The 12,957-nt window shown below is 65.8% G+C and carries 9 protein-coding genes and 1 pseudogene; 5 read left to right on the forward strand and 5 right to left on the reverse strand.

Going from position 1 to position 12,957, the window contains the following annotated elements; genetic code table 11:
- Positions 1–336 precede the first annotated feature (336 nt).
- The 4 genes from CHB88_RS23820 (at position 337) to CHB88_RS23835 (ending at position 4,931) form a co-directional block, all read left to right on the forward strand.
- Positions 337–537: a hypothetical protein gene (locus tag CHB88_RS23820; RefSeq protein WP_089401856.1), complete on the forward strand. Its 201-nt coding sequence runs from the start codon at positions 337–339 to the stop codon at positions 535–537.
- 332 nt (positions 538–869) lie between these two features.
- Positions 870–1,148 (forward strand): hypothetical protein, encoded by a 279-nt coding sequence (locus CHB88_RS23825; protein WP_089401857.1) that lies wholly within the window; start codon positions 870–872, stop codon positions 1,146–1,148.
- Positions 1,149–1,206: 58 nt separating this feature from the next.
- Positions 1,207–1,977: a PP2C family protein-serine/threonine phosphatase gene (locus tag CHB88_RS23830; protein ID WP_089401863.1), complete on the forward strand. Its 771-nt coding sequence runs from the start codon at positions 1,207–1,209 to the stop codon at positions 1,975–1,977.
- A gap of 377 nt (positions 1,978–2,354) precedes the next feature.
- Positions 2,355–4,931: a protein kinase domain-containing protein gene (locus CHB88_RS23835; protein WP_089401858.1), complete on the forward strand. Its 2,577-nt coding sequence runs from the start codon at positions 2,355–2,357 to the stop codon at positions 4,929–4,931.
- A gap of 7 nt (positions 4,932–4,938) precedes the next feature.
- On the opposite strand, the gene CHB88_RS23840 is transcribed toward CHB88_RS23835, so the two are convergent.
- The 4 genes from CHB88_RS23840 to CHB88_RS23855 form a co-directional block, all read right to left on the reverse strand.
- On the reverse strand, positions 4,939–6,255 hold the full coding sequence (locus tag CHB88_RS23840; RefSeq protein ID WP_089401859.1) for a sigma-54 interaction domain-containing protein: 1,317 nt from the start codon (positions 6,253–6,255) through the stop codon (positions 4,939–4,941).
- A complete protein-coding gene (locus CHB88_RS23845; RefSeq protein WP_089401860.1) occupies positions 6,252–9,311 on the reverse strand; it encodes an ABC transporter transmembrane domain-containing protein in 3,060 nt (1,019 codons plus the stop codon). Before CHB88_RS23845 ends, CHB88_RS23840 begins: the two co-directional genes overlap by 4 nt.
- A 69-nt stretch (positions 9,312–9,380) precedes the next feature.
- Complete coding sequence (locus CHB88_RS23850) at positions 9,381–10,133, reverse strand: peptidylprolyl isomerase (RefSeq protein WP_089401861.1); 753 nt, start codon at positions 10,131–10,133, stop codon at positions 9,381–9,383.
- 354 nt (positions 10,134–10,487) lie between these two features.
- Positions 10,488–11,687: a 3-hydroxybenzoate 6-monooxygenase gene (locus CHB88_RS23855; protein WP_089401862.1), complete on the reverse strand. Its 1,200-nt coding sequence runs from the start codon at positions 11,685–11,687 to the stop codon at positions 10,488–10,490.
- Positions 11,688–11,799: 112 nt separating this feature from the next.
- Between CHB88_RS23855 and CHB88_RS23860 the strand changes: the two genes are divergently transcribed.
- Positions 11,800–12,729 carry a LysR family transcriptional regulator gene (locus CHB88_RS23860; protein ID WP_245845229.1) on the forward strand — a complete coding sequence of 310 codons (930 nt, stop codon included), beginning with the start codon at positions 11,800–11,802 and terminating at the stop codon, positions 12,727–12,729.
- Between the two features lie 90 nt (positions 12,730–12,819).
- On the opposite strand, the pseudogene CHB88_RS24950 reads toward CHB88_RS23860, so the two are convergent.
- Positions 12,820–12,957: pseudogene (locus CHB88_RS24950) on the reverse strand (electron transfer flavoprotein subunit alpha/FixB family protein); the annotation flags it as partial.

Here is a 12,957-nt window from a genome sequence, read left to right on the forward strand (position 1 = left end):
GATGTGAACATCAACATCGCCCAGAACATCCAGCAGCTGCAGAACGTGCAGGTCGACGCGCTGAACAACGTCGGCGTGATCGGCGCCGGCTTCGTCATGCCGAAGCTCGACGTCAGCCCCTCGCAATGGGCCAACGCCGGCATCGCGCTGTAAGCAGCACGCCCTGCGGCTGCCAACTCGACGCTCATCCTTTCCCGCGGGACAGGATGAGCTTTGCCATTTGCGGCGAAGCGTGGCAGACGAGTTTGCATTACCCTCGTTTTGGCTATACTGGACTGACGAAGCGTTACTTCATCCAGCGCCACGCCCGCCGTGCAACGACCAAGGAGCAACACCATGTCTCGCATCAAAATCAGCGATCTGGCGAACAGCGTGACCCTCGACCGCGAAGCGATGAAGGCCGTCACCGGCGGCGCCCGCAACCGCGGCTATCAGCCGATTCCGGCTTCTTCCATCATGCGCCGCCAGCGCATCGTCGACTATCCGCCGGGCATGAGCGACATCTTCACCGGCGGCAAGGTGAAGGGCGGAAAGTAGGCCGGCTTCTCCTGCGGTTGAACAGCCGCTTCGCCTGATGCCGCGAGGCCGGCTGTTGGGCGCACGTGCGGTCGCTGTGCCGCATTCCCCTGTCGGTTGAGCGCCAACAGGCGCAGATAAAAGTCGGCCGGCGCCAAACGCCTTGCTGACGGCTGCCGTTCGCAGGCAACGGAATTCCGGCGCAAACCTTGGCTTTCCTGCCCTCGCCGCGCACGATCGGCACCTGGCACGGTCCTCGCAATGGTCAAGCCAGGCATGGCCGATCGATTCGGCCGAAAATCCGATCCACCTCAATACTGCCTCAGACCGAAGGCCTATCTTGGAGAGATGACATGGCAGCGATCACCATCAACGACTTGAGCATGAACCGCGACATGGACCGCGCGGCGATGGCCGCCATCAGCGGCGGCGGCGCCCCCTGGGTCTACGGCTGGATACGCCCTTTCACCAGCAGCGAATTCGGCTCCGGCTCGGTCGTCAATTTTTACCAGATCAACAATTATGCGGATCAGATGATCAACCAGATCCAGGTCGTCGACGTGAACAACAGCGCCGCCAACGCGAACATCAATGTCGCGGTGGCAGGCAACAGCACCAACAACCGGGGATAGCGGCCGGGCGCGAATCCGGCTGCGGGCATTGCGGCAATCCATGACTACCGAGGTTTCCATGGCGGATGACGCGCAGATTCGTTGGACATCGGCCTCCTGCTCCCATGTCGGACTGGTGCGGAAGATCAATGAAGACAGCTGCCTGGAGCAGCCCGACCGCGGGCTGTGGGCCGTCGCCGACGGCATGGGCGGCCATACGCTTGGCGATCTCGCCAGCCGGCTGGTGATCGAAAGCCTGAACCAGCTGCCGCCCGCGCCCAGCCTGGCGAAGTTCATGGAGGACGCGCGCGACCGCCTGCAGACGGTGAACCGCCAGCTGCGGGTGGAAGCGGCCAATCGCAATGCCCACATCATCGGCAGCACCGTGGTCGTGCTGCTCGCCCACGGCCGGCAATGCGGCTATCTCTGGGCCGGCGACAGCCGGGTCTATCTCTTCCGCGGCGGCAAGCTGCGCCAGCTCAGCCGCGACCACAGCCAGATCGAGGAAATCCGTGCGCGCTGCAACATCGAGGAAGACGACCTGCTCACCCGCTTCGCCCGCAATCTCATCACGCGGGCCGTCGGCGTGGCCGATGCGCTGGAACTGGACGACGACCTCATCAGCGCCGAGGACGGCGACATGTTCCTGCTGTGCAGCGACGGCTTGAGCAATGAAGTGGGCGAAGCGGACATGGCCCGCCTCCTCGCCGGCCGGAATTGCCGCGAAGCGGCCGAGGGCCTGCTGGAACTGGCCCTCAGAAACGGCGGCCGGGACAATGTATCGGTGGTGGTGGCCCGGGCCGACGATCTCTACAGCATCGAGAAGACGGTGCTCAATCCTTCGCTCTGACGCCGCTTCAATCATCCGGCGCCGCGCCTGAACGCCATGCGGTTCATGAGCGGTTCGGGCGCGCCGGGTCCCGCCGAACACTTCCCCGATCACGCTGCGAAACTGCCGCCTTCCCTCCAACAGTGGACTCGAAGCAAGTTTGATCTAGCTTCAAACATGGCCACCCAAGCGTGCCGAAAAACCGCTACGCCCTATACTAAATCGGTCCCGCGCCCGCGCGGGCGTGGTGGGAAAGGCAGGGAATGAACGCACAGCAACGCGCCGGCCTGATGGACGGGGCTGGCAGGGTTCTTGAATACAGCTTGGTTCGGAAAGTCAGGCGGCTCGCGCCGGTGCGCAGTCCCTGCAAGCGATGTACATGACCCCGAGGTACCAGGATGAACCCACAGACCGACAAGACCGCCATGCGCACGCTAGGCATCCAGACCCGCGAACCCGCCGCAGCGGAACGCGAGTGCAGCGCCAATACCCTGTCGCCAGGCACCCGGCTCAACGAATTCGAGATCATCGACCTCATCGGCGAAGGCGGCTTCGGCATCGTCTACCTCGCCTACGACCATTCGCTCGGACGCCATGTCGCACTCAAGGAGTACATGCCCTCCGGCCTGGCGTCGCGCACCGGGAGCATGGCCGTCACGGTGCGCTCTGCGCAGAACGAGGCGACCTTCACCGCCGGCCTGAAGAGCTTCATCAACGAAGCGCGCCTGCTGGCCCAGTTCGACGCGCCCGCGCTGGTCAAGGTGCACCGCTTCTGGGAAGGCAACGGCACCGCCTACATGGTGATGCCCTACTACGAAGGCACGACGCTGAAGCAGGCGGTGAAATCGCGCCGCATCACGCCCAATGAAAGCTGGATACGCCTTTTGCTCACCGACCTGTGCGATGCGATCGCCGTCATCCACCGGGCGCAGTGCCTGCACCGCGACATCGCGCCCGACAACATCATGCTGCTCAACGATGGACGGCCGCTGCTGCTCGACTTCGGCGCGGCGCGCAAGGTGATCGGCGATTTCACCCATTGCCTGACGGTGATCCTCAAGCCCGGCTTTGCTCCGATCGAACAATACGCCGACATCGCCGGCCTGCGCCAGGGCCCCTGGACCGATATCTACGCGCTCGCCGCGGTGGTCTACTTCCTTATCGGCGGTCATGCGCCGCCGCCCGCGGTGGCGCGCATGGTGCGCGACGAAATGAAGTCGGCCGCCGAGATCGGCAAGGGCCGCTTCAGCAGCGGCTTCCTCGCCGTGATCGACAAGGCGCTGGCGGTGAAACCGGAGAAACGCTTCCAGTCGATCGGCGAGTTCCGCCATGCGCTCGGCCTGGCGGAAACGCCGCCGCGCGAAATGCCCCGCGCAGAAGCGCCCACCCGCACTGCGGCGCCCGCTCCCGAGCCGGCGCAGGAAGACGTGACCATGAAGGCGCCGCCGGCAGACGACCTGCCGCCCATGCAAGGCGAGTTTCGCAATCCGCCCGGCACGCCGCGCCGCGCCGCGGCGGTGCCGGCCGACAGCATGTGGAACCGCCCGCTGCCGACCTGGGTGACGCTCGGCCTCGTGCTGGCTGCGGGCGTTGCATCCGGCGTCTACTGGGGCAACCAGAACCAGCGCGCCCTGCCCCGGCCGGCGGCGATGCAAAGCTCCGGCAATTCGGAAGCCGGCACCTCCGCCGGCGGCGGACCCGAAGCCGCCAAACCCGAAACACCGATGCAGGCCGAGGCCGGCACCCCATCGGCAAGCCGGAAAACCGCCCGGCCGACGGAACCGGCACAGCCGCAGCGGTCAGAGGCCGTGCCGCCCCCTGCCGCCGCCGCAAGCGCCCCGGCGCCGCGGGCCAGCGATGCGCCGCCCGCCGTCCCGGCAGCCTATGCCGAGGATGAGTCGTGGCGGCGTGCCGCCAATTCCGGCCAGCCCTATTTCTACGAGAGCTATCTGAGGCAATACCCGCGCGGCCGCTACGCGCAGGCGGCGCGGCAATGGCTGGAGAGCCGCAAGGCCAAGCCGGCGGCCGAGGCGGTGGCGGCGGCGCCCGGACCGGCAGCGCGGCAACCGGAGGTGCGCATGGAGCCGCGCCAGCGCCCGGCCCAGGAGAGCGCCAGCGCCAAGCCCGACGCGGCGGAACCGAGCCCGGCGCAGATCGAGGAGCGGGCCTGGGATACCGCCGTCGCCATCAACCAGGCTCCGGCATTCGAGGCTTACCTGAACCGCTATCCGCGCGGCCGCTTCGCGGCCCTGGCGCGGGACCGCATCGCCGGCCTGAAGCCGCCGGCAGCGTCGGCTGCCGTGCCGGCGGAACCGGCGCAGGAAGCCCGCGCTTCGGCGCCGGAGCAGCCCGCAGCGAACGCAGCCGCCAAGCCGGCGGAACCTGCGTCGACGACTGCCGCGGCGAGCAACGCGCCGCCTGCCACGAGCGGATCGTCCGGCACGGCATCGAGCCGGTCCAGCGCTTCCGGCGGCATCCCGACGGTGACCGAAAGGAAGACGCTGAAGGTAGGCAACCAGACCATGATCGGCGACTTCTCCGCCGACCCGAAGACCGGCAGCGTTTCCGGCACCGGACGCATCGTCTGGTCCGACGGCAACCAGTTCGACGGCACCCTGGTGCAAGGCAAGAAGGAAGGCCGCGGCCAGTTCGTGTGGCAGAACGGCCAGCGCTACAACGGCGAATGGGCGCATGACATGCCCAACGGCCGCGGCACCATCGTCTACGCCAACGGCGACCGCTACCAGGGCGAAGTACGCGACGGCCTGCCGCACGGCAAGGGCACCTTCTGGTTCAAGAGCGGCGACCGCTACCAGGGCGACTGGGTGCGCGGCAAGAACCATGGCCAGGGCCGCTATACCTGGGCCAACGGCAGCTACTGGGAAGGCGAGTTCCGCGACGACAGGCGCACCGACAACGGCAACCTGGTGTCGGCCGAGCATGCGGCGGCATCCGCCGATAGGAAGGAAAGATAGACCCGGGTTACTGCTGCATGCCGGCGCCGTCCGCCGGCATCGTATCCTGCGCATTGCCGCGATTGCGGAAATCCTTGGAGTGCAGCCCGTGCTTCTTCAGCAGCACCTGCAGGTGCGAGCGGTTCATTTCGCAGCGCCGCGCCAGTTCCGCTACCGTGCCGTTCACTTCGCGCAGGCCGCGCTCGAGGAAGGCGCGTTCCGCCTCGTCGCTGGCGGCGCGCTTGGCTTCGCTGAGCGAGGCCGGCAGCTTGGCCAGCGTGATGCCCTCCGCCATGGCTGCCGTAGCCAGCGCCGCCTTCGGCCGGATGTCTTCCGGCAGATGGACGATGTCGGCAATGTCGCCGGCGAGGCAGGATAGCCGGTACAGGATATTGCGCAGCTCGCGGATGTTGCCGGGATAGGCGTAGTTCAACAGGAAGTCGCGCAGGCGCGGCGTCATGCGCACCGGCCGCCGCTTCAGCGCCTCGGCCGCCTCGTCGCCGTAGAAAGCCAGCAGCAAAGGGATCTCGTCTCGGCGCTCGCGCAGCGCCGGCAGCGTGACATGGATCACGCTCAGCCGGTAGAACAGGTCTTCGCGGAAAGTGCCCTGCTGGATCAGCTGGCGCAAGTTCTTGTTGGTGGCGGCAACGATGCGGGTGTCGACCGAAATCGCTTCATCCGAACCGACCCGCTGAATTTCATGCGACTGCAGCACCCGCAGCAGCTTCACCTGCCCCTGCAGCGGCAGCTCGCCGATCTCGTCGAGGAAGATGGTGCCGCGATGGGCGCTCTCGAACTTGCCCTTGCGGTCGTTGGCCGCGCCGGTGAAGGCGCCGCGCTTGTGGCCGAACAGTTCCGACTCGAGCAGGTTGTCCGGTATGGCGCCGCAGTTCACGGAAATGTAGGGCTTGTCGGCGCGCGCGCCGTTGGCATGGATGACCTTGGCCATCAGTTCCTTGCCGGTGCCGCTCTCGCCGTCGATCAGCACCGGCAGGTCGGTCGGCGCCGCCTTCTCCGCCACCTCCAGCGCATCCAGCAGCTTCGGGTTGTCGCCGAATACGCCCTCGAACACGAAGCTGCGCGCCAGCAGCGCCTGCTTGCGCTGGCCGGGCGACTGCTGCGCCGGCGCCGCCTCGCTGCTGGCGGCGCGCACGAAGCGTTCCTTGTACGACAGCTGCATCACCTCGTCGCGCAGGATGCCGGCCTGGCGCAGCAGCTTCTCGATGTCCGCCCGCTCCAGGCGCGAGGCCCAGCGCAGGGTCGAACGCATGATCTCGATCTTCTCGAGCAGCCCGGCATAGGAGATGGCGCTGCCGGCGTCCGGTTCCTGGTCGAGTATCTTCATGCCGCGCTCAGCTGCTTCTGCACCAGTTGATAGTACATGCCGCGCCGGCCGAGCAATTCCTCATGCCTGCCCTGCTCCACCACCGCGCCCTCGTACAGCACCAGGATCTTGTCGGCCTGCATGATGGTGGACAGCCGGTGGGCGATGATGACGGCGGTGCGCCCCTTCAGGATTTCATGCATGTTGCCGATGATGTTGCTCTCCGACTGCGTATCCAGCGCCGAGGTGGCTTCGTCGAACACCAGCACGCGCGGGTCGTGGTAGAGCGCGCGGGCGATGCACAGGCGCTGTATCTGACCGCCCGACAGGCCCATGCCGCGCTCGCCCACCACCTGTTCATAGCCGAGCGGCATCTTGCTGATGAAGCCATGGGCATCCGCCATCTTCGACACTTCCTCGATGCGCCGCCGGTCCGGGCTTTCCTCGCCGCTGGCGATGTTCTCGGCAATGGTGCCGGAAAACAGCAGGTTGCTCTGCATGACATAGCCGACCTGGGCGCGGTAATACTCCTTGTCGATCACCGCCAGGTCATAGCCGTCGACGCTGATCTTGCCGTCGCTCGGCGGATAGAAGGCCACCAGCAGCTTGGCCAGCGTGGTCTTGCCGGAGCCGCTGCGGCCGACGATGGCCACCAGCTCGCCGGACTTGATGTCGAGGTTGATGTTCTCCAGCACATACGGCGTGTCGTTGCCGCCGTAGCGGAAATATACGTTCTCCAGCTTGATGTCGCCCTGCAGGTCCGGCAGCAGCACCCGCGACGGCAGGTCGGTGGGCTTCTGCTCCGGCTCCATGTCGAGCACGTCGCCGAGCCGCTCCATGGCCACGCCGGCATCGTTGAGCCGGCTCCACAGCCCCACCAGTCCCATCAGCGGCGCCAGCACGCTGCCCATCAGCGCATTGAAGGCGATCAGCTGGCCCACCGTCAGCTCGTGCGACAGCACCAGGCTGGCGCCGACCCACATGATGGCGATGGTGGTGGCGGCATTGAGCAGCTGGCTGCCGAGCGACACCAGGATGTTGAAGGACTGGGCCTTGTACTGCACATCCAGCGACTTGGCGTACTTCTTTTCCCATTTCAGGCGGATGGCGCGCTCGATGCCCATGCCCTTGATGGTTTCCACGCCGCCCAGCGCTTCCATCAGGTAAGCCTTGGCGTCGGTGCCGGCGGCGAAGGCTTCGCGCGCATAGTTCTTGATGCGCGGCGTCACCAGAACCGTCAACGCCATGATGGGGATGATGAAGGCGATCAGCACCATTGTCAGCCGGACGTTGTACATGAACATGATGGTGAAGTAGATGAACACCATCAGCAGGTTGAGGATGGTGGTGACGGTCGACTCGGTGAGGAAGGAGCGTATCGTCAGGTTCTCCTCGAAGCGGGCCAGGATGTCGCCGGCCTTGCGCTTGGCGAAGAAGGAAAACGGCAGCGCCATGGTGTGCTTGAAGAATTGCGACATCATGGCGAAGTCCATGTTTCGCACCATGAAGTTGCCGAGCCAGGCGCGGATGGTGCTCATCGCCTGGGTGAACAGGTTGGAGATGATCAGTCCGACGATGAGCAGGTTCAGCAGACCCACGTTCTCGTGCACGATGACGCCGTCGAGGATGTTCTGGATGATCATCGGCGGCACCACGCCCAGCATCTGGATGACGAAGGTGGCCATGAACAGATGCGCCAGGATCTTGCGGTAGGGCCGCAGGTAGCCGATGAAGCGCAGCCACGGCGAGCGCTGCGCCGCCATCTGCACCATGTTCTCGCCCGGCGTGAACAGCAGGCAGGTGCCGTGCCAGCCGCGCTCGAACTCTTCCACCGACATCTTGCGGAAGCCGATGGCCGGGTCCGCCACCCATACCTTCTCCTTCGACACGCCGTACACTACCACGTAGTGATAACCCTCCCAGTGCACGATGAAGGGCAGCTCGAAGCCCAGCAGCGCCTCGTAGGTGCACTGCACGCCGCGGGTGGTGAAGCCGAGCGACTCGCCGGCGCGGGCCAGACTTTCCATGGTGGCGCCCTGCGTCGTGACGTTGGCCAGCTCGCGCAGCTTGCCCAGCGTCATCGGGATGTTGTTGTGGCGGCAGAGCATGGCCAGGCAGGCGGCGCCGCAATCCATTTCTTCCGCCTGCTCCACCAGCGGGAAGCGGCGCAGCACGCGCTCGCCGAAAGCCGGCTTGGAATGCAGGTCCAGCAGCACCGGCCGCTTGCGCCGCTCGGCGAGCTTCTTCTGCCGCTGCAGTTCCCGCTCCAGTCCCCGCACCCGGTCTTCCAGCACCTCGCGCAGCTTGGGATTGCGCTCCAGGATCAGGTGCACCGTCTTTTCCGGGATCACCAGCAGGGTGGCGTCGGTGAGGGCGGTGACGGTGGCCATCTGCTCCTGACGCAGCAGACAGGCTTTCTCGCCGAAGATTTCGCCCTGGCGCAAGGTAGCCAGCACATGTTCGTCGCCGCCGTCGTCGCAGGCGATGCGCACCTCGCCGTGGCGGATGACATAGAGGCGGCGGTCGTCGCGCGAATTCTGCTTCAGGATTTCCTTTCCGGCGGAGATGCGCTTGATGCCGACGCTGCGCACCAGCTCCTCAATCTCCTTCTTGTTGACCTTGCCGCGCAGATCGAACAGGCCGGTGACGAAGCCGCCGGCGGAATTGATGGCGACATAGGTGCTGACGAAGGACTGGGCTTCAGGATTGCGCGCCACCACTGGCTCGATCGCCGCGCGCGGGATGAACAGCAGTTCGGTCTTGCCGGAAGAGCGCACCGAGGATTCATGCCGGTAGTCGCGCAGCATGGCGATCTCGGCGAACACCTCGCCCACCTTGCGCACGCCCATGCTGATTTCCTTGCCGTTCTCCTCGGTGAACATGCGCACCGAGCCGGCCTTGATGACGCACAGTCCATCGGCCGGGTCTCCCGCGTTGCAGATGGTGTCGCCGAAGGCAAACTGGCGCGATTGCGCCGCCTCCGCCAGCCGCGCCAGCTCTTCCGGCGCGAACGGGGACAGAATCTCCACCGTCGCCAGGAAGTCGGCAAGGCTGGATGCTTGGGTGGGTGTTTCCATCTTGAGGTCTCCGGCAGCGCTTGCATCCGGGCCCGCGCGGGGCGCTGGTTACGGGGCGAGCCCTGGGTCTCAGCAGGCCTGTATGGTGTGCTCGTTGGCGCGCGCCATCAGCCACTGGTCGCGCAGCAGGCGCCTGACCTCGACCGCCGTATCCTCGTTCAGCGTGGCGGGATGGCGCTCGGTGACCTTGAAGATTTCATAGAAGGAGCCGTCTTCGGAGGGAAAGGGGCCGAGCAGGTCGCCGACGGCGGCGTTGAATACCTTGGCCTCGATGTCCGGCCGCAGCGATCCGCGCAGCACCTTGCCGATGGCGCCGCCCCGCTCGCGGGTTTCCGCGATGGAGTGTTCCTGCGCCATGTCCTCGAAGCTGTCCGGGTCGTCCTGCAAATAAGAAACCATCTCCTTGGCGGCGCCCTCGGTATCTAGCACGATATGGCTGATCTCGATGCTCTCGAAGCGCGGCGAATTCAACTGGAAATACGTTTCCACCGCATCGTCGCTGCAGACCTGGCGCATCATCTTTTCCTCGAACAGCGTATCGGTGATGAAGGCCTCGAAGTCGTCCAGGCTGACGCCGAGCGCATCCAGGTATCGGTTGGTATCGGCGGCGCGGTGCAGGCCCTTGGCGCGGCGGAACTGGTCCGCCCTTTCCTGGATTTCCTCGGCGCTCACCCGGATGCCCTGCTTCCTGGCGGAATGCACGGCCAGCTTGTCGCGCACCAATTGCTCGATCAGGCCCTCGAACTGGCCGGTCAGCTTCAGGTTCTTGATGAAGTCATCGACGCTGACCTCTTCTTCGTCTATACGCAGTATCGCCGTCATCTCAGCCGCTCCTCGCTGCGAGAACGCCCCGGCGTGAGAACCTGCCCCGGCTGCCGGCGCCCGCTGCGGCGCGATCCGGCAGCGCCCGGGAACGGATTGGCCAGCCGTTGCAGCCGCGCTTTCGAATGGGATGCGCCGCGGCGAGCCCGCCGGGCGCATTGCGAATGGCCTCAGTATAGTCACCCGTCGGCGGCGCTTCCATCGAGCCGGTTCGAGAAAGCTCAAACATGCTGTAGATAATTGCTGCGCCGGGTCGAAGCGGCACGCCAAAAATCCGGCAGGAAATGGCTTACGGCGGATTGCGGCGGGATAAAGGCCGGACGCGCTGCGGGCGGGAAAAGAACGGCACCGCGCTCAAGCCTGCGCTGCCGCCATGCAATTGCCGATGTTCCAGCCGTACAGCCACTCCATCGCATCGTAAAAGCGTTCCGCCGAACGGCCGCGCCACAGGTCGTTGCGCACCAGCCGCTCCACGCCCCTGGCATGGTAAAGGCGGCCCATTTCGCGCGAGGACAGCACGATGCGGGCGGTGCGCGCCACGCGGGCGCGCTGGTACAGGTCGAAGGCCTGGAGAAAGTCGTTGTCGCAGCGGCGCAGCGCCTCGCCGAGCGTGACCGCATCTTCCAGCGCCATGCAGGCGCCCTGGGCCATGTACTGGGTGGTCGGATGGGCGGCATCCCCGAGCAGGGTGGCGCGGCCGAAGCTCCACTGGCCGATCGGCTCGCGGTCGGCGGTGGCCCAGCGCTTCCAGCTCTTCGGCAGATCGATCAGCTGGCGCGCCTTCGGGCACACTTCCTGGAAATAGCTCTGCACTTCCTCCCGGCTGCCGTCGGTCACGCCCCAGGTTTCCTGCTGCCGGCTGTGGAAGGTCACCACCACGTTGTACTGCTCGCCGCCGCGTAGCGGATAGTGCACCAGGTGGCAGTTCGGGCCGACCCAGATGCTGGCCGCGTTCCACTGCAGCGCTTCGGGGAAATCCTTCTTGTCGACCACCGCGCGGTACACCACATGACCGGTCACCCTGGCGGGATCGTTGACGTAAGTCCGGCGCACCACCGACTTCACGCCGTCGGCCCCGATCAGCGCCACACCGCGATAGGCCTTGCCGTCCTGGTCGAACACGGTCACGCTGTCCCCGTCCTGCTCGATGCGCTCGACCCGGGTGGAGGTCTGAAACTCCACCCGCCCGCTTTCCTGCGCACCCTCCAGCAGCGACAGGTGCACGTCGGCGCGGTGGATCACCGCGTACGGATTGCCGAAGCGGCGCCGGAAGGCATCGCCGGTCGGGATCTTGCCGACCTGATACTCGTCGATGGCGTCGTGCATCACCATGAAATCGGTGAACACCGCGCGGCCGCGCGCCTTGTCGCCTATGCCGAGGGCGTCGAAGGCGTGGAAGGCATTCGGCCCGAGCTGGATGCCGGCGCCGATCTCGCCGATCTCCGGCGACTGCTCCAGCACCTTGACGGAAAAGCCGCGCCGCACCAGGGCCAGCGCAGCGGCCAGGCCGCCAATGCCGCCGCCGGCGATGAGAACGGGAAGATGCTCGCTCATTGCTTGTCTCCTGGATTCATGAAGTTCGAAAGCATGCTAAGCACAGCCCCGTATTCTGTAAATCCAATGGATGCAATAATGCGCATTCTTCCAAGCGAATAATCGTGCCGCCATGATCAGCCATCTCGACCTGCGCCTGCTCGCCATCTTCGATGAGATTTACCGTACCCGCAGCGTGTCGGCAGCCGCCGAATCGCTAGACCTCGGGCAGCCGGCGGTGAGCGTGGCGCTGTCGCGGCTGCGCCGCCATTTCGGCGATCAGCTCTTCGTGCGCACCTCCCAGGGCATGGAACCCACGCCGTTCGCGGAGGAGCTTTCCGGGCCGGTGCGCCATGCGCTGCAGGCCATGGATGCGGTGATGGGGAAGCGCAACGAGTTCGATCCCACCAGTTCCAGCCGCACCTTCCGCATCTGCATGACCGACATCAGCCAGCTGATCCTGCTGCCGCGCCTGTGGGAAAAGCTGCGCGGCACGGCGCCCGGCATCCGCATCGAGGTATTGCCGATCGGCGACGGCATCGCGCAGCAGATGGAGAGTGGCGTCGCCGATCTCGCAGTAGGCTTCATGCCGCAGCTGGAAAGCGGCTTCTACCAGCAGGTGCTGTTCCTGCAGACCTTCGTCTGCGTCGTCGGCCAGGCGCATCCGCGCATCCGCGGCCGGCTGACGCTGAAGCAGTTCCAGGAGGAAGACCATGCGGCCATCGCCTCCTCCGGCGCGGCGCCGCTGATCATCGAGAAGGAAATCGCGCGCCAGGGATTGAGGCGGCGGGTGGCGATCGAGCTGCCCAACTATCTCGGCGCCGCCTTCGTGGCCGAGCATACCGACCTCGTGGTGACCGTGCCGGAGCGCTTCGGCGAACTGCTGCGCGAGCGCGGCGCCTATCAGATCCTGCCGGTTCCCTTCCCGCTGCCGGAATACGAGGTGAAGCAGCTCTGGCACCAGCGCTACCACAACGACCCCGGCAATCGCTGGCTGCGGCAGCTCATTCTGGAACTCATGTCCAGGCCGGCGAGAGGGCGCGGCCGGCAAGCAAAGGCATGATGATTCGGGAGCGGCGCCGCTAGGGGCGGATCACCCGATGTGCCGCGCATGCGTATGGCGTCGTTCCAAACCGCGCTTGGAACGCCGGATTCAGGGCAGTGCGTCCGAAAGCGCCGGCACGATCTGGAACAGGTCGCCGACGATGCCGTAGTCGGCCACCGAGAAGATCGGCGCTTCCGGATCCTTGTTGATGGCGACAATCGTCTTGGAATCCTTCATGCCGGCCAG

The organism is Noviherbaspirillum humi, from assembly GCF_900188095.1.
Classification (GTDB): Bacteria; Pseudomonadota; Gammaproteobacteria; order Burkholderiales; family Burkholderiaceae_D; genus Noviherbaspirillum; species Noviherbaspirillum humi.